This window comes from Cellulosilyticum lentocellum DSM 5427 (genome assembly GCF_000178835.2).
Classification (GTDB): domain Bacteria; phylum Bacillota; class Clostridia; order Lachnospirales; family Cellulosilyticaceae; genus Cellulosilyticum; species Cellulosilyticum lentocellum.
In genome coordinates this window covers 1,335,067-1,358,387 of record NC_015275.1, presented here as the reverse complement: position 1 = coordinate 1,358,387, position 23,321 = coordinate 1,335,067, and the positions used below count along the sequence as shown (strand labels likewise).

The window sequence follows — 23,321 nt, the reverse complement described above, 5'->3', positions numbered from 1 at the left end:
CCTTTACATTACTTTAAATTTAACTTGCGTTTTCATTACTTCACACGCTATAGCACATGACATAACCGTATCATCATGAAAACCATTTTTAGCACCATACTTTCCATTTTCAAAGGTATAGGTCAACATCTCATCAAGTATAATCTCACTATTAACTTGAATAATATTACTTTCAAACATTTCCCTTAATGCACTTATACAAAGGCTTTTAGTCTTGGCGTTTGTATCATATCCTAACTTCTTGATTTCTTTCCCGTGCATATCGTAAGTCTTATGTCTGTGAAAATTATAGTAGTGATATGTTCGATATAGCTTTTCACAAACCACATGACCTCCCGATGCAAGTTCTACGATTGCGTAAGAGTTATTATAGTATCTGCCTAAGTAATTTATAATTTCAGCAAATTGATCGGGACGTATTTTATTATTTCTGAACGCACACACTTGTTTCTTACTCTCATAGTTCCAAACAGTAGCAACGTGATAATCCTTCCCAATACCTTCCGAACAGTCACACGATATAATATATCTATCACCCTCGATAGGTAGTTCATATATTTGCAACTGTTTATTCTTCAAATAAGGTTGAAGTACGTTATGTACTACTGGCATTAAAGTTTTGACTTGCTTTATCCTTTCACGCTGATTCATGATACATTGCTTATCAAAAACTGTGGTGTTAGTTGAAATGAGTGATTCCGAAAACGAGAGGGGATATTCCTGTTGAAATTGTTCAAGTCCACCATTTCCAATCTTTGCCCTTCTCCAACATAAAACATCATAATCAATACGTTTATCTTGTTTTATTAACTCACGTTCTTCATCTGTTAGATCAGCTTCACCGAATTTATGTCCATTTAAGTTTTTGAATATCTTTTGGAAGTTTTTATAGTCATCTTTAAACATTTCCTTAAAATCGGGGTATGAAAAGAAAAAATTGCGATAAGCGTTCTGCTTGTCCTTTGCTTTAAGATACAATTCAGAATGTAAGGAGTTACCGTTTGATGTTGATTCTATAATTAGTGTTCCAGCACTAGCTAATGATTGTTCAATAGCATTTAATTGCTTAGTAGCTATCTCATTATCAACAAAGGCAAGTTCCGTAATATGAATATATCCATTTATCGTGCTACCTCTCCCCTTTTCCTTGCGACCTAAACAATAACATGAAATACTGCTGCCATTAGCTAATAGTATTTGCTGACGGTTATTTCTTTCTTGAGGTGGCTTTATAGCTTCGGGCAAACTATTAAACATTGATTTTAACTTAAGGAAATTTGTTGATGTACTCTCATCATTATGGCTATACAATACAGATGTACTTTGAGTAACGGTTACTGCTTTCCAAATCATCAAAGATAATGCCCATGTGCTTATACCACCTTGTCTGCTTTTCCCTATAACATTAAATTTATCCAAATTATCATATAAATACTTTTGAGGTGTATTCCAAACGAAAGGGATTTCCTTACCTTGCTTGTCTATGATTTTGATGAAGTTTTTGCAAAATAAATAGGGATTGTTCCATATTTTTAAGAATAATTCATCCTGTTTAGTCATACTTACTCACCTTTTAAATTAGCTAGAAGTTTACTAATTTCACTCTCATTTTCTTTGAATAAGTCTGACTTACAAAAGTCCATGATAAATTTAGCTGATTGCACATCTCCATCCAATGCCTTCTGTTTCATACTAGAGTAGATTTCTACTAAGTCATAAAGATGATTTGCTTTAACCGTATTCTTTACTGCTTCTTGTACTTCAACTTCATACTTTAAATTCATTACATCATCAAACTTAAAATCTAACATTCTTTGGTCTGATATGTTCTTCTTATAGCTTTCCTCGGTATGAGGGAATTTCAAGTACCATTTTGTAAATAGCTTTAATTTTTCTTGTTTAGTCATCTTCTTCTCTCCATTCATTAATTATTGTTCTATCTCATATGAAAAATAGGAAACACAACAAAAATTAATGTGCTTCCTTTTCCATACGTTCCATCATGATTTTATTTATTGCATTTATATACTTCTCTTTAAACTCGCAACTTGCGTATTGATTTCTACCGTTACCCTTTTCTGTATTATTAAGTTGTTGTCGTGGCATACCTAACGCTTTTGCTAATGCTGACATTGTAATCTCACATCTAATGCGATACTCTGCTAATTGTTGCATATTCATTGTTTTCACCTCATAAAAAAAAGGAGGGTGTCACTATACCCCCCTTAGTATTTTTTGATTATGCGATTGTCTTTCTAAGTACACAAACGCCAGCTTCTGAAATTACGCCAGTTAAAAACATGATGTCATCATATACTTCATCTGCTTTCTTGTTTGCTGAACGTGCTACTTCAACTTCACCAGCTTGAATTTTGTAGCCGATAGCATCCTTTTTAACAATGAATGAAAGCGCTTCATTTTTAGTTGTATCGTATGTAGTTACATCACTCATGATTACATCTATACCTCTGAATTTTCCAATTATTCCACCCTTAACAATACCATTGCCCCCTTGAGTGTGAGTCAAATCCGCAGATACGAAACCATTCATTGTATAGAAGCCAGTAGCTACTTTACTATTTACTACAATACCAGCGAAAGTATCATAATCTTGGTCATCTCCAAACGCTTGTTGTAAGGCATTGTTAATTTCATCTTCGGTCACTTCTGTAGCACTAGCAACTGCATATTTAAGTGGGGCTTTAGCCATTTTATTACCTAAGGATTTTTCTATTGCCCTGATACGAATATCTGCCATGTCACTAATTTTGTTATCAAGTAAAGATTTCCCCCCAATAGTTGTTTCTTTCTCAATGTCGAAAATTGTAAAACCTTTAGCTTTGTGTTCAATTGTTTCTTGTGATTCTGTTGCTACTAAATCCTCAATTGCAATAGTGTCCCCTTTAGCAAGGTCAACCATTTCTCCTAAGTGTTGATATTTTACAATAGTAAAAGTATTTCCAGCGTGTACTCCATTAGGAAGATTTCCTAAGTCACTAGCTAACCCCATTAATTTTTCTTTACCTGTCATTGCTTCATTAATCATTCTTGTGATTACGTCTGATTGTAATAATGTATTTGCCATATTATTTTTCCTTTCTTGCCTTCTAGGTAGCATAACCGTTAAATTTTAATTTTTATACTAAACTCAAATGAGAATAGTTTATTGTTGACTTGATAATTTGTCGTATAAAGGTCTATTAGTTTCCATTAACTTCACACGGTCACTATATCCCATTGCCTTAAATTGGTCTTTAGTAATAACATCCTTACTACTTTTATGTTCAGCAGATGGCTTAAAAGTAGTATTCAACTGCAATTCATTAAACACATTACTAACCTCATCTAGATAAGTTTCTACATCTTCAACCCCTTGCTTAAAATACTTAGCAAGTTGAGAAGGTAAACCCTTTTCTTTAAACTTAGTTGTAAATTGTTCATCTGCTTCTTTTGTTGCAATAGCCTTTTCCCTGTCCTCTATAGCCTTTAATCTAGCTTCAATATCTAATTCAGCCTGTGACTTTTCTTTAGGCTTATATGGTTCTAAATCTTTAAGTTGTTGCGTGTAGTCAGTTCTCACTCTATCTGTTTCACTTTGAATAACTTTCTTTATTTGTTCTAATTGTTCCTCACTAAAGCCTTGTAATTCTTCTAATTTCATTACATAACACCCCTTTTTCTATTTGCTTTATTCTTTTTGATATTTTTAAATTGATTTAAGAATAGATGAAGTTCCTCGTTGTCATAGTATCTATTCATTAACTCCTTAACTTCTTGTGTTTGTTCAACTTGTGCATAATAAAAATCATCTTTATATTTTTCTTCAACTTCAATATCATGCGATTTTAACCATGCTATTATATTCAAGCTTGTAACTATCTTCATTTAAGCCACCCTTTCTTTATTTTGTTGCATAAAAATAAGGCTATCTAATTCGATACCCTTCCACCTACAAAAACTATTCAAATTTATTAGTCCACACCACGAATTGAACATTTCTAACTTTCTCAAAAACCCACGTTCTTTTATGTATTGTTTTAAATCATCTGTCTTAATCTTATAAAAGAGATTGCGTTGAGGTGAGTAGAATAGCAACCACTTACTACCACCTTCTTTAGTAGTTTTAACCCACCAACCTTCTGTGCTATACTGCATATTGCTAATCAATTCGATTGTAATGTTGTTGCTATACTTTGCAATGCCATCATCCGATTTTATTTCAATATTGACTGGCTTATCATCTTTATAAATAACCACATCAACATCTAAATCTTGATAATGTTTCTCAAGTCTTACATCTTCATACTTTACATTTTTATCTTTGCACCAGCTTATAAATTTTTCCTCTGCAAATTTTGCTTTCTGTAAATCTTCTTTAAAATTATATCCCACTTGAAACAGTCCCCTTTTTTATTTTTTAAGACACAACCTGTCTTATGGACTCATTTCATTCTCCTTGTGGGTGTTTGCTTATATCTCTGTTAGTAGGCAAACTCTACATATTTTTTATCTTTCTAACTGTTCTATGATTCGATTGCAAATGACTAAGCACTCTTTAGCCAGCATCTGCATTTCATCTAAATCTTGTTGCAAATCTGCAATACCTTCATCAATTTCATCAAGTGTATTACTGATTGATTCTAATTGTCTTTGTCTTTTACTTTTAAATAGTTTCATGCTATTTATCCCCCTTCATTATTTTAGCTAGTTCCTCATACAAATAGTCTTGTTGCGTAACCATTCCAGCATACGAGTCCACAAACTCACTATCTTTAAAAGCTACATAGTCCTTCCAGTCATCATCCCAGTAAATCTCACTACCTTTTTTGTATTGAGTTTCTGTCCATTCAATAATGTCTTTGATTGTTTCCTTTAACTCAACGTCAGTCTCTTTTGCTAAATCATCATACAAACTATTAATTGTTATTTTTTGCATTGCTTTCACTCCATTTCTTTAATTTTTTGCATAATAAAAGACCACTCATATAGCAAAGTGGTCAGTTATGTTTTTTATTATAACTTAATTTTTTTACCTTGATTTCTTTTAAACCATTCATTTAAAACTTCTTCAGATATTATGTATTCGCCACCTATTTTAGTTGCTGGAATAATACCTTTCTGCAAAACTTCATACATTTTAGTTCTACTAAAACCAAATATTTCCATTAAATCTTTTGTCTTTAATACTTTCATAGTATTCCCCTTCATACTTATTCTAGTAAGGTCTAATGTTTTTGGTTAGTTCCCTATAGAAATATCAAATGCTATAACTTCATCATAGTCATCAATAATACTTATATTTTCTAGGTACTCATTATTCTGATTCTCTATTTCTTTTTTTACTTGTTCAATAAAGTCTTTAATATATTTGATTTCTTCCCATTGAAAAACAACCTTTAAATACTCTACGTTATTGTTTGTAATATCTATCACAGATTTTACATTATTCTTTAACTCATCATAGTTGTATGTATCAACATCAGATGGTTTTTTAAAAATGAAACTTCCAAAACCATTTACATTTTCCCAACACTTAAACTCTACTGTTTTAGTTTTATAAATTGGTTGATTGTAACTTCTAACGTGTAAACTCACCATATTCATTCACCTCCCCCCTAAAATTATTCTATATTATTCAGAATAATTTAACAAGTTGAGTAAATAGTTATGCTTGTCTCAAATAAGTCATCATATTTTCAACTTCATCCTTATCATATTCGATTTCTTTACATTTAGCACTATATACTTCATTAGCAATTTCACACACATCTTCATATACACCTTGTACTTGCCAAATCGCAATATCTAAATCTCCCATTCCATCAATAAAGCCTTTTTTATCAAGATATTCTTCTACTTCTACATAAGCATCAGATAACAAATTAATTTCTTCCATCCACTTTTCTTCTAGTGTAGGCGTCAAGTCCTCATCAGCTAAATATATTACGTTTTCTCTTGTATTTTGACTTGTATTAGCTTCTACAGTATCAGTAGCAGAATTGTTAAGCTGAATGTTATCACTTGAAACAGGGGCAATATCAACACTAAAAGACTTAATTTTATTATCATAAGTAACTTGCAAAATAGGAGATAAATCAAAGCCATAATCAATTATTTCAAGGTCAGCTAAACAAGTAGCATTATTAATATAGTTTACTTTTTCAGCATAAGAAAGACTTGCAAAATCAATAGATAAAGTGGAAGGTGATTTACCGTCAACCATTACTTCTTCTACTAAATCAACACAAACATCTTCCTCACAATCTTCAAAAGTAGTACCCCAAACATCAGATACAACATCATCAGTAGTTTTAGCTTTACGCTTCCTCTTGTTTCCTTGTTCCTCTTTAGATTGAATTACTAATCCATCTTTTTCGGCTATATCACTAAGTATCTTATTAAATGTACTTAGCGTTACTTTGTTACCAGCTAATTCATGCTTAAAAGCAATATATGTAGATGAATTTTTCCCTGTTGATTTGCTTACATAATCATTATTAAAATGAATTAAGCCTAAATCAGATAGGATATTATTGTAGTTTGATACTGTATCTCTATTAGAAATAAACTTATCAACTAAGCTATGTGCTATATAATTAACTTCACTATCATAGTTTAATAATCGTCTAACTATTAATGAGTATCTAATAAACTTACATCTAGCATTTACATTTTTACTTGCATTCATTACATTATCAAGATACCAGTATTCAGTAGGGAAGTATTCTCCATTTACTACTCTTTTTTCACTAGCGAAACCATCTTCACCAAAATAAATGATGAAATTGTCACTAGGTTTTACTGTATCAATAGATATTTCATTATATTGCAAGTCATATAGTCCAACATATCCTAAATCAGATAAATTGGATAAAGAGTCTTTTATTTGTTTGATATATTTCTTATTATTAAATTCTGCTAAATCATACAAGTAATTTATGTTACATACGGAACACATATTAAATCCCTTATTCTTTTTAGCTAGTACATAAATGAGTAAATCATTATCAGATACATTAGTATTGAATGGCATTTCATTGTTAACATTAATAGTATTATTAATAAATCTTTCCTTATTAATTGTTTTCATAATTTCATTTTCCCTTCGGTTTAATATTTCAAAATAATAGCTAAATCATAAAAGTAAAATTTCTTCTATGATTAGGATTTGTCGTTTAGCGTAAGCGTGACGACTGTTACACTTCTTAAACATTTTTTACACTTTGTATCTTTACACTTCTTAATGTTCAGTTGTGATACGTATTCATATCCCTTTTATAATATTTGTGATACGTATTCGTATCCCTTTTGTGAGTAGTTAATTATTTGTGATACGTATTCGTATCCCTTTTACTTAACTACATTAAAATCAGTCTTACGATCTCGCCATAACGACCAGACTTTTTGTGTTGATTCAGTATTAAATACAAAAACTATCTTATCTGTATAAAATACGTCAATCGGTTTAATACCTTCCTTAATGTAATAACTAGCCTGTTTGTAATTTGTAATCTTTACAGTTTCTCTCATATAAATCTCTCCATTTCTTTTTTGATTTAGCGTACTTTTAAGCACACAAATAAGCACCCTATAATTCATAGAGTGCTTATGCCTGTGTTTAAATATTTAATAGAATATGTAATACTTTCTATCATAAGGTTTTTGGACAAAAATAATTCTTAAACTCTACAATCCATTGACTATCAAGGTTTGTAAAAAATTAATCATCGTTACATTTTTAGTTTTCCCTAAAATTCACATTGTCTATATCCATAAGTTTTTTGGATGAAAATTATTTTTTAGTTGATACAATCATTGATAGTCAAGAGTTTGATTGTTTTAAAGGTTTTCTAGTTTTTAGACACAATCCCATTTTGGGATTCCGTCGTGAATTGAGACATCAGTTATATCATAAGCTTTTTGGATGACTTTTTTTTTAAATCTCTACAAGATTTGATAGTCATAGTATATAAAAAATCAATCATCGTTACATTTCACATCTTATATCATAAACGTTTTTGGACGAAAATCATTTTAAAATTACTATAATCATTGACCATCAATGTGTTCAACTTTTTTCATCTCATATCCATTTTTTAGTTTCTTCTTATCATAAGGTTTTTGGATGAAAATAGACTTTAAGCTAATTATATATGTTGATAGTCAACACTTTAGTTAATTTCCTATTAATCTACAAATTAGCTAATCTTCGTTTATCATCTTATCATAAGGTTTTTGGACGAAAATCAAATTAAAACTTCTATAAACCTTGATACTCAATATGTTTTGGTATTAGTGGCTTTCTTCCTTTTTCTTGATTTTGTTTTTCCCTCTCATAGTGCCTACTTCTTTTCAGTTTAAAGGCATTGATAATCAAGGAGTTTAAGTGTGCTTTGAAAATTAGATGTTCGTTTTAAACGTCATTTTTGAATCATTTCAATAGATTTATCGTTTTAATTTTCCTTAATGATTTTTGCCTTATTTTAGCCTGTATTCAACGATATAGTTTATCCTTACAACTTTACACTAAAGGCTATATCATTCAATACAAGTCAAAATACGCTTAAAAACGTTTAGATTTACTTGTATAATAGATGGAGTATGTAATCTTCAACTAGCCTTTGTATGCTGATATTGTTATCTAAGCAATACTGCTTTAGCTGGATGAGTACATAATCATCTAGTCTTATCGTTGTGTGTTTGCGTTCCATTTGTTTTCCCCTTTTCATATATATCATATACTCCCAAGATAGAGATTTTTGTAGAGTTTGATAGTCAATGTTTTGAATGGTGTGTTCAGAAATTTAGTTGCCAAGAATTGAAATTTATATATCATATACTCTCAAGATAGCACTTTTTGAACACATTGATAATCATGGTCTAAGATAATGTAATTAAAAATTTAGTCATGGAAAATAGAAATATTGTAGTCATGACGTCATAAAAATAAAATAGTGCCTTCCCCTTATTATCATTATCTCTATTTTGGGTATTAGCCTTAAAGTCTTGATAGTCATATGATTGAGTATTTTCTATCTACGATTCATTAAAAAAGTTTATTTTTTCTCTCATAGAAGTGGATTATAGTAAAATCACATATCAGATTTAAACCTTTGATAGTCATGAGTTTGATGATATTTATACTTTTTTTAGGATAGTAATAGGATTTTTACTTTTAGTTTTAAACTATCTTCCCTTATTAGTACATTAACTAAGATTTGTTATATTTTAATTAATAACGACAAAACTATTGATAGTCATGGGTTTTATGCCAACACATACGTATGGACGACCTAGACGTTAATTATTTTCTCTATATTTTATACCTTCCCCTAATAACTATTTTGATAACTTTAGATATTAACCTCAAACCATTGATAGCCATAAGTTTAAGTGTTTTCATGGTAGAACGACCTATATTTTATATTCTTTTTTAAGTGCCTTCCCTTATTAGTGCATTATCTCAATTTCACGCATAGCCATTAAACTATTGATAGTCATATAATTTATGATATTTTATGTCACGGTAGCTTCGATTCATTATTTTACTTATTTCTATGCTTCCCTTATTGTCATTATCTCTATTTGGATGGATACGTACAAATCATTGATACTCACAAGTTTAAAGATATTTATTCTCGTAATCAAAATAGTGATAGGATTTTTTATTTTTCTCTCTCATATAATGACGTTTCTATCGCTTATCAAATATCTTGACTACCAATTGATAAGACCTTAACTCTTAAAAAGTTGCAATTCATTTTGGCGTTTTTATTTATTTTAGATGATTTTTATTTCTGTTCCCCTTATGGACTATATTTTGCCAGTATTGGCAATGAAATTAATTGGCTAAACGCTTTGGTTATCAAGTATTATATGTATTTTGTTATTTTTAGTTTTAGGAAAACAATATTTTTAAAACTATCTTCCCTTATTAGTTGCTTATATACGTTTTGCTATTTTTAAATTATAAAAGCTTAAAGTTTTGATAGTCATGGTGTATATACCTATTTGTGTTTGAAAAATACTTTTTTTTAGGATTTTTACTTATTTAGTTTTAAACTATCTTCCCTTATTAGTCGATTATCTCAAAATCATACTTTAAAGTTGAAGTATTGATAGTGTTGAATTTGTGAATTGTTTATGTACCACTCTAATTATTTTTTTAGGTGCTTCCCCTTATTAGTGCATTATGACAATTTTACATATCAACCTCAAACCATTAATACTCATGACTTTGAGAATTATTCATGTAACGGTTAATTATTTTTTAGGTACTTCCACTCATAATAGGGACGAAGTTTTATTATTTAAATCCTTGATAGTCAAGATGTTTAAAAAATCCGTGAAGTAAAATTTAAGCAAAAAATAGCTTTTTATTTCAGCCCCCCTTATAGATAAGATTTCCACAAAAGTGTGGAAAATTTTAATCAGTCAAAGATTATGACTATCAATAAATGTAAGCATTTTGTTATTTTCTACATGTTTGATTCATTATTTTTTCTTAATAACAAGCACAAAAACACCCCTAAATCACTTGCTGACTTAGAGGCGCATTTCTACTTCTTATATCTTTCATATCTTATTCGTATATCATACGACTAAAAAACATATTTACTCAGCTAAGATTTTAGCATTGTAGTATGATATTCGTATGTCGTTGGTATATTATACATATAACCTATTGCTTATCATCCTGTGTTGATTGTTTAGCAAGTTCTTTAAATATACTATCTAAAACTCCACCCATTTGAGTTATATCCCATTTCCGTCTTTTCTTTGTAACTTCCTTTTTTTCAACGTTGTACATATTAGCAATCATACTGTCGGGAAAAGATTTAACACAAAATAGGTCATACAATTCATCATACGTAATAGCATCCCATTCTTTACTCATTTGAAAGTCCTCCTATATATTTTATCTAAGTGTATAATTAATACTCTGTATTTAATACCTAATTATTTATGGGTATAATCACCCTATAACGCTATTGCTATAGCTTATGCACGTATATCTAAAAATATGCCCAAATCACACTATTTAGTCATTTTTAGCCTGTTATTATCAGAATACAAGGTTTGAAATGGGTTAAATGAATCGTAATTTTTAATATCAGTAGCATATATATTAATATAATTTTTAACTACGTCTAAACTCTTCCAGTTGCCTAGCTTCTGCAAGGTAAATATATCTACACCATTCAATACGCATTGCTTTGCAAAGTATCTCCTAAAAGCATGACATGATGCTATACTTACACCCCTGTCCCTATTATATTTTTGTATACTGCATTGTAAACTTCTTTTAGATAGCCTACTTCCATCCATAGCACAAAATAAATAATCATCAGCTTCTCCCTTACGATATTGAAGGTATTCTGATAGTATTTTACAAATAGACGAACATAAAGGAATGATATTCTGATTTCTATTTTTGTTATGTCTAAGCACAACTAATTGATTTGCTAAATCAACATCTTTAATTTTTATTTCTAAAACAGTACCTATTCTATTTCCTGTGGCAATGAACCAGCTAACAATCACCCAATTCCGATATTCTACAAAGCCACACTTTTTTAAATTAGGTTTCTTGATTAACTTTTTGATTTGTTCCTCTGTATAAGTTTCTCTAACCTCTTTATCATACTTCAATTGCTTAATTATAAGCTTTGGCATTAAGCCTAAATCAAAAGCATGATTGCAAATTGAACGTAACCCTCTAAGCTGACAATTAACACTTGTTGGCTTCATAGTTTGTTGTAAATACAAGATATAATCCCTTACAAATTCATTGTTGATTTCATCAAGATAAACTTCTGGCTTGTAATTACACAAGATGTGATAACAGTTTTGATAATACTTGATTGTTTCTGATGATAAGTTTCTAATCCTACAATTTTTTTCAAAGTCATCATACAACTCTTTTAAAGTTTTCACCCCATCATTTTTAGTCATTTGTATTCTTTTTCCCATAAAAAAACACTCCTTTTTCATAACGCTAGATTGTAGTTTTTTACTATTAAAATCTAGCGCTATAAAGTAGGAATGCTTTTGCGTTGAAACCCTATGTAAGAATTTGAAAAACATTGAGATTACGTACAGAGAAGGGGACTCGAACCCCCACACCCTTGCGGGCACTAGAACCTGAATCTAGCGCGTCTGCCATTCCGCCACCTCTGCTTAAAAATAGATGATTCGTCCATCTCTTATTGTAATCACTTTATCTTTATTTTTCAATATAAATTTATACTAGCTAAATAGCTATCTGGTATGGTGCCTAGGCGCCAATAAGAAATGCCCCTGATGCCTAGTAGCTTTGCTAAATCTTCTTTAGCTTCGATACTTCTTGTATTTTCATACCAAATGATATTTCTAACACCATCTACTTCATAAATAGCATAAGGATTTTGAGCTATTTCATCATAATAGCTGACTGTTCCTGGTGTATTTAAACGTGTTTCAATCTGAGTATATGTAGGTGTATAGGCAAATGTGTGAATAACCTCTTGATTTTTCATTTGCCACTGCGTACTGGCAAAACTAATTTGAAGTACTAGCTTACTTTTATCTGCAACTGCTGTAGCTGCTTCCCTTAAGGTAGCATAAACTTCATCAATAGGTGTCATAGGTGTCATTACTATTCCTTGCTTTTGTTCATTAACATTTAAGCTTTTAGCTCCATAATCATGTGCCATTAAAATGACACGATCTGCTACTTCTCCAATGCCTTTATAATCATAGCCTTTAAAATAAGTAGTGGGTTGAACAGCCACCATTAAACTCTTTCCTTCTGCTGCTAATGCTATTTTTAGCTCTTTTAAGAAAGTCACATAAGGTGCTTTTAAATCTGCACTTCGTAGCTGTTCAAAGTCAATAGTTAAACCATCAAAACCTCTTTCTATATCATCTTTTTCAATCTTCTTTGTTAAGTTAACTAATGACCTAATCATTTCAGCTCTTCGGGTGGAATCATTAAGTAATTCTCTTATTTGTCCACCTTGGTCTTCGTAATAAACCATTAAGTAGGTCGCTACACCATTAGCTTTTGCTTCGTCTAAAGGTACTTCAAATCCTGAAGGGACTTTAAAATCGCCTATTCCATCCGTTACTACAGAAAATTGCTTGTTGGCATCTACAATAACTTCTGACCATCCAAAACTAATCGCATCATAATTTTTAATAAGTGCCATTTGGCTACTAGAACTAATGGCATAAAAAGCATGTTCAAACTGCATATCTGCTTTAATAAGTGCTTCTAAACGGCTTAATATACTTTCAGCTGCTGAGACGCTTAATCCTATTTTAGGCCCGAAGGTCTCACTTCCTGTTCCATTCATTAGACCTAGTGTCTTAACTAAATTAATTTCTCCTTGATGAGTTGTAACATCCTTAAATAACTTTTGCTCTTCATAGTCTTTAGCAATACCCGATAGGCCTAAAGCTTTTACAAGATATACAGCTGCTTCTTCTCTTGTTAGATTTCCTTTTATCTGAGCTGTTTCTTTATAATTAACCTCTAACGTTTGTAAGCGGTTTATAAAAGACTCTTTTTGCATCACAGGATTTTGGATAACAGTACCACCATAGCTTGTTGTTACCAAAAATGTTCCTAATAAAAAACTCACTAGCCATTTCTTATATTTTCTCATTAGTTATCCCCTTTCTCTTCTCCTACCTTTACTATTTTCTTTTTATTGTATCACGCTTTGACTTATCTAAATATTAAAATTTTATAACTTTAAAAGTTAATGTAAAACTTATCCATTTTTCATCAAATATTAATTTTAATTTTCTGGAAACATGTTATAATAATTTTAACTATTATATAGAAGGAGAAATGTTTTATGTCTAAAGGAAGTTATAGTCCTCATCAATCAAGTATTGCCAACATGGATGCCAACATAATGGCCATTCTTACTTATGCTCTCCCTGTAATTGCTGCTTACTTACCAATCGTTTGGAGAATAGCTTGGCTCATTCCTATCCTTATTTTCTTTATGGAAAAGAAAAGTAACCTTGTTAAATTCCACGCTATGCAATCTGTTGTCCTTTATGTGGTTAGGGTGATTGTCATCAGCATCTTACATGTTATTCCACTCTTAGGTGGTTTAGCTAGTTTTATCGTAGGCATTATCTTTACTTTAATTGCCATCGTTGCCGTTATTGGAGCTTTCAATTATGAAGAGTTCCGTATTCCTTTTATCGGGGATTTTGTGGCACGATTAATTAAATAACCCATTTATCGTATCAATCAAAAACATCAGTTTAATCGTAATCTAAAAAAGGATTGCCCAAAATGGCAATCCTTTTTTAGATTATTTTTCTGTAACCTTGAAGGCTTGTATGGTATGATTAAGCTTTTCCATACGTTCTATTAAGGCTTCTGAGAAAACAGTTAACTGATTCATACTTTCTTGCTGATGTATACTTAGGCTATTCACTTCTTGTGTAGTGGCTGCTGCTTCCTGAGTAACATCCCTAATACGTCCTACCTGCTGCATCACATTTACTTTTGTGCCTTCCATACTATCTACTTGGGTACCAACTTGTAAAAGTTCATTACTCATATGTTGTAAAATATCAATAATACTATAGAATACCTCATAGGTTTCTTTAACCACTTTTTCTTGTGTATTAAAGGTAACTCTGGATTCCTCTACTAAGCTTAAAGTCTCTGACATATGATTTTCCATAGTTGCTAGTGTCTGTCTTACTTCACCTACAGATTGCTTGGACTGATCTGCTAATCTTCTTACTTCCTTCGCCACTACAGAAAAACCTTTCCCAGCTTCTCCGGCTCTGGCTGCTTCAATAGAAGCATTTAAAGCAAGTAAATTAGTTTCCTCACTGATATTTTCTACCATCTGCATAATATGATTGATATTTTTATTAAGTATATTAAGTGCATTCATACTAAGCCCAATTTCTTCTGCCACATTTAATGAATCTGACATCGTAGTATTTAGAGCTTTCATAGTGTTAGAAGCTTTTTCTATCATGGTAGTTGCCCCTACTGTACTAGCTATAATATCTGATGTTTTCTGCTTAACCATATAGATATGCTGAGCTAACTCATTCATAGAACCATTGGTTTTTTGAGTATCTTGAGCTTGTTTCATAGTCCCTTCTGCTAAATCTGAAATGCCTGTTGTAAGCTGCTCAATGTTATTAACTGTCTCAAAGATTGTATTTTGTAAAGAATGACCACTTTCTAGGGTATCTGTTACAACATGCTGCGTTTGCTTTAAAAGTTCGCCAGTCTGACGCATCATTTCATTAAAACTATGACACAGTTGTCCTACTTCATCCTTTTTATAACCACTCACTTGTACAGTAAAATCACCTTTCTCGGCTTTCTGCATTAAATTAACAAGCTTAAGGATTGGCTTTGAAAAGCTTCTAGCAAAAATATTACCTATGATAAAAGTTAATATAATAATGCCTATTATAAGTAATGCTAATAAAATATTAGCTGACTCTAACTCTGAAGTAAGCGAATTCATAGGAACTTCTACAATGAATTGCCAACCATTATTAATCGGTGCACAAGTTACTAAACGACCATTAATCGGCTCACTCATGGCCTCTGTTATACCCGATGCTATCTGAGTAATATCTTCGGGAATGATGGTCTGTTCTTCTTTACTACAAAATAAGATTTTTTGATTTTGATCAGCTAAATAAATAGTCGCACCATCTATCATTTTCATCTCTTGTATAGCAGCTTTAATATTGGCCAGATTAACAACTACAGCTAATGTATAGGTATTAGCACCTTTTTTAGGAATCTTATAGTTATTTGTAAGTAACACCTTATCTCCTGGTAAATTCATATGAGTTATCCATGAAAATGTGTTCACCTTATCTTCTTCAATAAAACTGCTGAACTCTTCTGTTGAAAAGTAATCGCTTCTTTTGGTAACGTTTCCATTCTGGGACAAAAATAAAATCTCATCTAAGTCACTATTTAGGGCGTTTATTCTAAGCAATTGTGCTTGAATCTCATTTTTTGCTTTTACTTGTGTTCCTAGATCTGTGCTAAAATAATTTTCCACTAATCCACTGTCACTTAACTGAGTTACTGCTATCCCATCTACTGCTTGCTCTATGCTTGACACAAAGTTCTCTACATTTAAAACTGATTGTTTAACGAGTTCTGTACTAAGCTGTATACTATTATGTCTTAAAGCTGATTTCGCCACATTGCTGTATATACCCCCAAGTATAAACACTGCCATTAAAGATATACACAAGCAAAATACTATGAGCCTCGTTTTAATAGATAAGTTTCTTCTTATTGTACTAGTTGGCTTAAATGATTGTTTCTTTCTAGTTTGAAAGGTTAACTGCCTTTTTTTTGAATTAGTTCCTAACCTCTGACCTCTTCTCATTAAATACCCCCTCTTAAAACCACTTCACCTCATTATAGCATATCTTTAACCTTTTTTAAATAATCCAAATATTATTAGCAGTAATCTCTACTCTAAATACAAAAATAAGAGCCTATTATGTTAATTCTAGGCTCTTATCTTGTGTACTTATTTTTCTATCGCCGCTGCAATTTCATTTACCATAGTCATTGTCGATGTGAAGCCCCCACCAGCTGTATACCATACAGTTGGATCAAGATAAATGATACGATCATTTTCACTTGCTGCTGTCTTTTTAATAAGTTCATTATCAAATAGTGCTGGGGCTGACCCTTCTCCTGCTACAACAGCACTACGGTCTACTACAAATAAGTAGTCTGGATTTTGCTCTAAAATATATTCGAAGGAAGCATTTTGACCATGAGTAGATACTTCAATTGTTTCATCTACTGGTTTAATACCAAATTCATTATGAATGATACCAAATCTAGAACCTTTTCCATAAACACTAAAAGCATCACCATTAGCTAAAGCTATTAAAGCATTAACATCTTTTTCTGCCGCTTTGGCTGATACTTCTGCCACTGCATCTTTAATTTCTTTTACTTTTGCTGTTACTTCTTCTTCCTTATCGAAGATTTCACCTAAATAATTCATATTTGTTTCAAAAGAAGTCAGGTAATCTGCATTGTCTACTGCCAAATTAACAGTTGGTGCAATTTTACTAAGCTCTTCATAGTAATCTGCTTGTCTGCCACCAATAATAATAAGCTCTGGTTCTATTTCATAAATCTTTTCCATATCTAATTCTTTAAGTGAACCTACATTTGTATAAAGACTTTCATCTTCTAGGTGTGCTAAGTAGCTTGGTAAACTTCCACTTAGAGGTAAACCTGCTGGTGTAATCTCTAGAGCATCTAATGCATCTAAAATCCCTAATTCAAGTACCACAATATTTTTTGGATTCTTTGGTGCTTCTGTTTCACCTAAAGCATGAACCACCTTAACTGTTGTTGCTTCTTGGCCTTCTTCTGGCGTTGCTGATGCTTCTGTGTTCACTGGTGCTTCTGTATTGACTGCTCCAGTACCTTCATTTGTAGTAGTTTGGCCACAACCTGTTATAGTAATAGCTGCTGCTGTCATTAGTGTTAATAATAATTTCTTACTCATTATTGATTCTCCTTTTATTTGTTTTTGTAATTATTTAGCTAGCTAACTTTATATGTCATCGCTGATAGAAATGAAAGGGATACCCGTCCTCACTATGTACCTATGAAAATGGGAGGGGTACTTATCCTCAGTGTATTGCTACTAAGATGAGAAGCAGAACGCCAGAGGGCAGGCATCCCTTTCATCTCTTTCAACAAATGTAGTTTAAATAATTTTCATTCTCATTTATATCTCATAAATGTTCCTCTACTTTTTAGTAGAGGGCATCCTTTTTTATTTATTAAAAATACACACAGATATTCTGATTATTAATGCTTTGTACATGAAATGGCATGTCATAAATTCCTTCTAAAACACCTGCCCTAATAATATCTTCTGTGTAACCTTCTTTTTCTACTATCCCATTTTTAAGTGCCACAATATAATCTGAGTAGCAAGAAGCAAAGTTAATATCATGAATAACAATGATAACAGTTTTCCCCAACTCATCAACTAGCTTTCTTAAGATCTTCATGATCTCTGCAGAATGTTTCATATCTAAATTGTTAAGTGGTTCATCTAGTAATATATATTCACTATTTTGTGCTATAACCATGGCAATGTATGCTCTTTGTCTTTGACCACCACTTAGCTCATCTAAATAACGGTGCTGAAGATCAGTGAGCTGCATATATCCTAGTGCTTCATCAATTTGTCTTTCATCTTCTTCGTTTAGATTTCCTCCTGAATGTGGAAATCTACCAAAGCTCACAAGCTCACGAATAGTAAGACGCATATTAATATGGTTAGTTTGTTTTAAGATAGCTAGCTTTTTTGCTAGTTCTTTTTGATCCCATTCTAAAACATCTTTACCATCTATCATAACTAAGCCGCTATCTCTCTTCATCAGTCTACTCATAATAGAAAGAACTGTACTTTTTCCAGCTCCATTTGGACCAATGAAGGAGGTAATCTTACCTTGTGGAATATTAATAGATACATCATCTACTACCTTTTTCCCACTATAGGCTTTTGAAATATTCTTTACATGAATCATCTCGCACGTCCTTTCATTAATAAATAGATAAAATAAACACCGCCAACAAAGTTAATAATAATTCCTACGCTTACACCAAAGTTTAAAACACGCTCCGCTATCAGTTGACCACCTACAAGAGCGACAATACTTAAGAGCCAAATAGCTATTGTTAAGTGTTTATGCTGGTAGGACTTAATAAAATACCTAGCAATATTAACAACCAATAAACCTAGGAAAGTAATGGGACCTACTAATGCTGTTGCTGCTGCTGTCAAGAGTACCACTACAACGAGCATTCGCCTTACTGTTTTTTCATAATCTACACCTAAGTTAATCGCTTGATCTCTGCCAAGTGCCATAACGTCTAATACTTTTAGAAACTTAAAACTGTAAAGGAAAGCACCTCCTATTAAAAGTGTTGCTGCTCCTAATACTGCTGTGTTAATTTGATTAAAACTAGCCTGTGATTTATCTTGAATAGTTAAAAAGTCTGTTGGATCTGTTAAAACTTGCATGAAGGTCGTAAAGCTTTCAAACAAAGTCCCTACTACAACACCTACTAAGAGCAAGTAAAAAATATTACCACTTTTATTTTTAAATACAATTTTATAGAATAAAACAGAAACAATTAACATTAAAACAAGTGTCAATCCAAAATGAAGTTTTGCATTAGTAATCCATTTGCTAGTTGCTCCTAACGCAAAAACAATAACGGTATTAACTAACATATATAAAGAATCTAATCCTAATATACTAGGTGTTAAAATATGATTGTTTGTTACTGTTTGAAAAATAAGAGAAGAAAAACCAATGGCACCACCTACTAACACAATGGCATAAAGCTTAGGAATTCTTCTACCTAGTGCATAAGAAAAACTTTTTGGAGAAAGTCCTATCAATAAAAAGGCAGCCATCAAAATGATACTTAAAATCACTAGAAGCAGTATTCTTCTTCGGTCTGCTTTGATCATCTTACCCTGCATATTCTGCCCTCCTTAAAATCATCACCAAGAAGATCACACCACCAATAACCCCTACCATCATGCCAATGGAAACCTCAAATGGATAAATAATAAGTCGTCCTAATATATCACATATTAGCAAAAAGATAGGTCCTATAAGTGCGGTATGATAAAGTGCATTTTTTAAGTGATCTCCCATATATAAGGTAACTAAGTTGGGAATAATAAGTCCTAGAAAAGGGATATTCCCAACCGTAATCAAAGTGACTGCCGTAATCATCGCTACAATACCAAGTCCAATATTCATAACCGCCTTATAATTAAGACCTAAATTAGCAGCAAAATCTTCACCCATACCTACAATAGTAAATTGATTGGCATAAAGAAAACCTATTATTACCACCGGAATGCTTAAATATAGCATCTCATAGTTACCTGACATAATCACAGATAAATTACCTTCCATAAAAGAAGTGATATTTTGTACTAAATCATATTTATATGAAAAATAAGCCGTAATAGAGCCTATTACTTTACCTAGCATCATTCCAACTAAAGGTACAAAAATGATGTTTTTAAGTTGAATACGTCTCATCATCGTCATAAAAACTAACGTACCACCTAATGCAAATATAAAAGCAACTATCATCCTGGTCATTTGGCTCGTACTACCTAGCCACATCATACTAACAAGCACTCCTAATTTAGCAAAGTCCGTAGTAGCTGCTGTAGTAGGTGATACAAATTTATTTCTACTAATCTGTTGCATAATAAGCCCACTTACACTTAATCCCACTCCAGCTACAATAATAGCAATGAGTCTAGGCAATCGACTTATAAGCAAGAGCTGTACTTTGTCTGGTTTTAAAGCTAATAAATCATTTATATGAAGACTACTTACCCCTACAAATAATGAACCTATTGAAAGTCCAATAAGTAGCACAGTCAAATAGCGTTTCTTAATATACTTCTCCACTTTCTGTCTCCTTTGACACTATATAACCCCTGTGTTATACTAAATAAATATCTGCTTTTGATAAACATTATCATTTATTAATTAATCTTATCAACTAAATGATTAGTTGTCTTACACGATATTTAGGTTTATTTAAAAATATTAATATGAATTGTAAACGTACTTGAAAGGAGACTCATGTGCTATATACCGAACTTGAAAATGTAATGGAAAATTTTTATTTATGTAGTCATTTAGCTTTATGTGCCATCAATAAGAATAATCATGTATTTCTGAGTATGGGGCATACTATTCCTCATCCTTTAGAACAAAGTCTTTCAAAAGAAACTCTGGCCACTTTACAAGAACGCTTATCTCAAGATTCTCTGATTCATCATGTTCTAGAAGATGGCAGAACCTTTACCATCTGTGCTATTAACCCCAAGTATTTAGAACTTGGATGCTTTGTAATTGGCCCTTATACAACGGATATTCATTTAAAAAATGTCCTTCCCTTTAAACCTGCTCATTGTATGGTGCATCTTATTGATTTACTCTATGCCATTGGTAGTTCGTTTACCCAAACCCACGAAGAAGTGGAGGAAGAATATAACTATCATGTTTCTAAAGCTAAAGACTATATTGAAATACATTATGCTGAACCTATTACGCTAGATGCCTTAGCATCTTATCTAGGTCTTCACAAAAGTTACTTTTGTACTATTTTTAAAAAAGCTACCAAGCAATCTTTTTGTAGCTACACTAATATGGTACGAGTAGAAAAAAGTAAAGACCTTTTAAAAGAAGGAACAGATTCAATTTTAGAAATTGCTTTATCTGTGGGTTTTAGTAGTGCGAGCTATTTCAATACTACTTTTAAGAAACTAGTGGGCATGACACCCATTGAATACCGTAATCAAAATATATAAACAAGTAACTCCTGTTGATTAATCACTCCCTTTAAAATATAAAAATTAGACTACTAAAGTAGCATCTCAATTCATATATAAAATCGCAGAGGATACTTTGATTTAAAGCATCCTCTGCGATTCTGTGCACATCCTTAACAATACCAATTAATTTTAGCTGGATTTTTCTCATTTTCTACAGCAATAGCACGCAATGCTGCTTCCATTTTAGTACATTCCTCAGAAGCAATTTGCTCATAAACCTCTGCCTTCTCATCAATACCAACACGATCATATGCAATAGCCGCACAACCATAAAATGCAAGACTCAATGACTGAGTCGTTGTATGTATTGTAGTTGCTGCCTGTGCAACAGCCCTAGCAGCTGCTTGTGCCGCTGGATTTTCTTCTGCTTCTCTTGCTGCTGCACGAGCCTCTAAGATTAGTTTCTTAACCATGGGTAATTTAACTTTACCATCAAGCCAGTCATTTGAGGCATTTATCGCATCTCGTAAACGATTATCGTTTGGATAAGCTTTTTTATAAATAGAGAGTATATGTTCTTCAGCATAATCGATACACCACTTGGCAATAGTGGTCTTACTTTGTGTTTCAATGAGATTCATAAGAGAAATAATATAGGGTGAATCCACACTTCCAAGCATTTTTCGTGGTTTAGGCATTTCATGACTCCTTCTCTTTTTTATCTTATTTTTGTATATGAATATGCTTAGTCTAGCATACTCATATATAATGCTACAATCACTAAAAACAATAACAATATCAAACCATCTTCTCTTTAAAATGGTTAAAGCGTGGCTCTGCCTTTTATTGATATATTTTCATATAATGGCATTAGTCAAGGCGTTATAACACTATAATTATTTTTTTTAATAGGAAGGTGACAAAATGAAAGTCGGCATTATAATGGGCGGAATCTCTTCAGAGAAGGAAGTCTCCCTTAAAAGTGGTGAAGAAGTATTAAAGCATATTAATAAAACTAAATATGAGGCTATTCCTATTGTACTTCATTCAAAAAAAGAGGCTATAGATAAGCTCAGTGGCATCGATTTTGCCTTTTTAGCACTACATGGTCGCTTTGGAGAAGATGGCACTATTCAAGCTCTTTTAGAAACCTTAGATATTCCTTATAGTGGCTGCCGCGTCTTAACGAGTGCACTATGTATGAATAAACATTTAACTAAAAAACTTCTTGCTTCAGAAAATATCACTACACCTAAAGGTATACTCATTAAAGCCAGTGAACCATTAAATTCAAGTATAACGAGCACCTTAAACTACCCGCTTATTGTTAAACCTAATACTGGCGGTTCTAGCATTGGAACCTGTAAAGTAGAAAATAAAACTGATTTATTGTCAGCTATCGATGAAGCCTTCAAATATGATGAAGAACTATTGATTGAAGAATATATAGCCGGTGAAGAAATTACTTCTTTTGTCTTAGATGGTGAAGTCTTTCCTACGGTTTGTATTAAACCTCGGTTTGGTCAGTTTTTTGATTATAATTCTAAATATACTATTAATGGTGCTCTTGAAGAAATTGCGCTCCTACCTTCAATCCTTCAAGATAAGGTGACACAGATTGCAGAAAAAATATGGGCTTTATTTAACTGTAAAAGCTATTGCCGAATTGATTTCATTATTAAAAACGAAACTATCTATGTGTTAGAAATTAACACACTTCCCGGCCTCACAGAAACAAGCTTGATTCCTCAAAGTGCTAAGGCTAAAGGAATAGATTTTACCACGCTTATTGACGCTATCATTAGAACTTCTATGATTTAGTAATAGGAATAAAATTCTTTATTAGAAATTCTACTTCTTACCTTCATATATTAAGGTTAAAAATAAGATGTTAAATAAGAGTCTAGAACAAAGAAGTAGCTCATCTGTGTAATCTCTATATTCAAGTGGCGA

26 protein-coding genes and 1 tRNA gene are annotated in these 23,321 nt (G+C 31.9%); 3 read left to right on the top strand and 24 right to left on the bottom strand.

The features are described from left to right. Positions 1 to 3: 3 nt before the first annotated feature. From CLOLE_RS06150 to CLOLE_RS06075, 18 genes are all read right to left on the bottom strand, one after another. Positions 4 to 1,560: a hypothetical protein gene (locus CLOLE_RS06150; protein WP_013656213.1), complete on the bottom strand. Its 1,557-nt coding sequence runs from the start codon at positions 1,558 to 1,560 to the stop codon at positions 4 to 6. 2 nt (positions 1,561 to 1,562) lie between these two features. Further along, a complete protein-coding gene (locus tag CLOLE_RS06145; protein ID WP_013656212.1) occupies positions 1,563 to 1,907 on the bottom strand; it encodes a hypothetical protein in 345 nt (114 codons plus the stop codon). Positions 1,908 to 1,971: 64 nt separating this feature from the next. After that, positions 1,972 to 2,181 carry a helix-turn-helix domain-containing protein gene (locus tag CLOLE_RS06140; RefSeq protein ID WP_013656211.1) on the bottom strand — a complete coding sequence of 70 codons (210 nt, stop codon included), beginning with the start codon at positions 2,179 to 2,181 and terminating at the stop codon, positions 1,972 to 1,974. A 58-nt stretch (positions 2,182 to 2,239) separates the two neighbouring features. Further along, a complete protein-coding gene (locus CLOLE_RS06135; protein ID WP_013656210.1) occupies positions 2,240 to 3,085 on the bottom strand; it encodes a hypothetical protein in 846 nt (281 codons plus the stop codon). A 78-nt stretch (positions 3,086 to 3,163) separates the two neighbouring features. After that, a complete protein-coding gene (locus tag CLOLE_RS06130; RefSeq protein ID WP_013656209.1) occupies positions 3,164 to 3,661 on the bottom strand; it encodes a hypothetical protein in 498 nt (165 codons plus the stop codon). Next, on the bottom strand, positions 3,661 to 3,885 hold the full coding sequence (locus tag CLOLE_RS06125; protein ID WP_013656208.1) for a DUF5659 domain-containing protein: 225 nt from the start codon (positions 3,883 to 3,885) through the stop codon (positions 3,661 to 3,663). Before CLOLE_RS06125 ends, CLOLE_RS06130 begins: the two co-directional genes overlap by 1 nt. Further along, on the bottom strand, positions 3,886 to 4,392 hold the full coding sequence (locus CLOLE_RS06120) for a hypothetical protein (protein ID WP_013656207.1): 507 nt from the start codon (positions 4,390 to 4,392) through the stop codon (positions 3,886 to 3,888). A gap of 114 nt (positions 4,393 to 4,506) precedes the next feature. Then, positions 4,507 to 4,677 (bottom strand): hypothetical protein, encoded by a 171-nt coding sequence (locus CLOLE_RS22885; RefSeq protein WP_013656206.1) that lies wholly within the window; start codon positions 4,675 to 4,677, stop codon positions 4,507 to 4,509. 1 nt (position 4,678) lies between these two features. Then, complete coding sequence (locus CLOLE_RS06115) at positions 4,679 to 4,936, bottom strand: hypothetical protein (RefSeq protein WP_013656205.1); 258 nt, start codon at positions 4,934 to 4,936, stop codon at positions 4,679 to 4,681. A gap of 77 nt (positions 4,937 to 5,013) precedes the next feature. Continuing rightward, on the bottom strand, positions 5,014 to 5,193 hold the full coding sequence (locus CLOLE_RS06110) for a helix-turn-helix domain-containing protein (RefSeq protein WP_013656204.1): 180 nt from the start codon (positions 5,191 to 5,193) through the stop codon (positions 5,014 to 5,016). 45 nt (positions 5,194 to 5,238) lie between these two features. After that, positions 5,239 to 5,604: a hypothetical protein gene (locus tag CLOLE_RS06105; RefSeq protein WP_041712922.1), complete on the bottom strand. Its 366-nt coding sequence runs from the start codon at positions 5,602 to 5,604 to the stop codon at positions 5,239 to 5,241. A 61-nt stretch (positions 5,605 to 5,665) separates the two neighbouring features. Beyond that, positions 5,666 to 7,090 carry a hypothetical protein gene (locus CLOLE_RS06100; protein WP_013656202.1) on the bottom strand — a complete coding sequence of 475 codons (1,425 nt, stop codon included), beginning with the start codon at positions 7,088 to 7,090 and terminating at the stop codon, positions 5,666 to 5,668. A 260-nt stretch (positions 7,091 to 7,350) separates the two neighbouring features. Then, the gene (locus CLOLE_RS06095; protein WP_041712921.1) at positions 7,351 to 7,575 is read right to left on the bottom strand and encodes a hypothetical protein; all 225 of its coding nucleotides are present in this window, start codon (positions 7,573 to 7,575) and stop codon (positions 7,351 to 7,353) included. 1,004 nt (positions 7,576 to 8,579) lie between these two features. Beyond that, entirely contained in the window at positions 8,580 to 8,711 is a 132-nt protein-coding gene (locus CLOLE_RS23795) for a hypothetical protein (RefSeq protein WP_270049153.1), read from the bottom strand. A 1,970-nt stretch (positions 8,712 to 10,681) separates the two neighbouring features. After that, entirely contained in the window at positions 10,682 to 10,897 is a 216-nt protein-coding gene (locus CLOLE_RS06090; RefSeq protein WP_013656200.1) for a hypothetical protein, read from the bottom strand. A 140-nt stretch (positions 10,898 to 11,037) separates the two neighbouring features. Then, a complete protein-coding gene (locus CLOLE_RS06085) occupies positions 11,038 to 11,973 on the bottom strand; it encodes a tyrosine-type recombinase/integrase (protein WP_013656199.1) in 936 nt (311 codons plus the stop codon). Between the two features lie 124 nt (positions 11,974 to 12,097). Then, positions 12,098 to 12,180, bottom strand: a tRNA-Leu gene (locus CLOLE_RS06080). Positions 12,181 to 12,233: 53 nt separating this feature from the next. Beyond that, positions 12,234 to 13,649 carry a glycosyl hydrolase family 18 protein gene (locus CLOLE_RS06075; RefSeq protein WP_013656198.1) on the bottom strand — a complete coding sequence of 472 codons (1,416 nt, stop codon included), beginning with the start codon at positions 13,647 to 13,649 and terminating at the stop codon, positions 12,234 to 12,236. A 195-nt stretch (positions 13,650 to 13,844) separates the two neighbouring features. On the opposite strand from CLOLE_RS06075, the gene CLOLE_RS06070 reads away from it, so the two are divergent. Beyond that, complete coding sequence (locus CLOLE_RS06070; RefSeq protein ID WP_013656197.1) at positions 13,845 to 14,234, top strand: DUF4870 domain-containing protein; 390 nt, start codon at positions 13,845 to 13,847, stop codon at positions 14,232 to 14,234. 81 nt (positions 14,235 to 14,315) lie between these two features. Here the strand turns inward: CLOLE_RS06070 and CLOLE_RS06065 are convergent, their stop codons facing one another. The 5 genes from CLOLE_RS06065 to CLOLE_RS06045 form a co-directional block, all read right to left on the bottom strand. Further along, positions 14,316 to 16,391: a methyl-accepting chemotaxis protein gene (locus tag CLOLE_RS06065; protein WP_013656196.1), complete on the bottom strand. Its 2,076-nt coding sequence runs from the start codon at positions 16,389 to 16,391 to the stop codon at positions 14,316 to 14,318. A 147-nt stretch (positions 16,392 to 16,538) separates the two neighbouring features. Beyond that, entirely contained in the window at positions 16,539 to 17,540 is a 1,002-nt protein-coding gene (locus tag CLOLE_RS06060; RefSeq protein ID WP_013656195.1) for a siderophore ABC transporter substrate-binding protein, read from the bottom strand. A 280-nt stretch (positions 17,541 to 17,820) separates the two neighbouring features. After that, positions 17,821 to 18,576: an iron ABC transporter ATP-binding protein gene (locus CLOLE_RS06055; protein ID WP_013656194.1), complete on the bottom strand. Its 756-nt coding sequence runs from the start codon at positions 18,574 to 18,576 to the stop codon at positions 17,821 to 17,823. Next, complete coding sequence (locus tag CLOLE_RS06050; RefSeq protein WP_013656193.1) at positions 18,573 to 19,541, bottom strand: iron chelate uptake ABC transporter family permease subunit; 969 nt, start codon at positions 19,539 to 19,541, stop codon at positions 18,573 to 18,575. The genes CLOLE_RS06055 and CLOLE_RS06050 overlap by 4 nt, the downstream gene beginning before the upstream one ends. Further along, positions 19,531 to 20,496 carry an ABC transporter permease gene (locus tag CLOLE_RS06045; protein WP_013656192.1) on the bottom strand — a complete coding sequence of 322 codons (966 nt, stop codon included), beginning with the start codon at positions 20,494 to 20,496 and terminating at the stop codon, positions 19,531 to 19,533. The genes CLOLE_RS06050 and CLOLE_RS06045 overlap by 11 nt, the downstream gene beginning before the upstream one ends. 206 nt (positions 20,497 to 20,702) lie before the next feature. Between CLOLE_RS06045 and CLOLE_RS21705 the strand changes: the two genes are divergently transcribed. Continuing rightward, entirely contained in the window at positions 20,703 to 21,404 is a 702-nt protein-coding gene (locus tag CLOLE_RS21705; RefSeq protein ID WP_162145068.1) for a helix-turn-helix transcriptional regulator, read from the top strand. Positions 21,405 to 21,538: 134 nt separating this feature from the next. Here CLOLE_RS21705 and CLOLE_RS06035 read toward each other — a convergent pair whose 3' ends face one another. After that, entirely contained in the window at positions 21,539 to 22,066 is a 528-nt protein-coding gene (locus tag CLOLE_RS06035) for a putative immunity protein (RefSeq protein WP_013656190.1), read from the bottom strand. Between the two features lie 226 nt (positions 22,067 to 22,292). Here CLOLE_RS06035 and CLOLE_RS06030 point away from each other — a divergent pair, with 226 nt between their 5' ends. Next, positions 22,293 to 23,189, top strand: coding sequence for a D-alanine--D-alanine ligase (locus tag CLOLE_RS06030; protein ID WP_013656189.1), 897 nt, complete (start codon positions 22,293 to 22,295; stop codon positions 23,187 to 23,189). Positions 23,190 to 23,321: the final 132 nt, after the last annotated feature.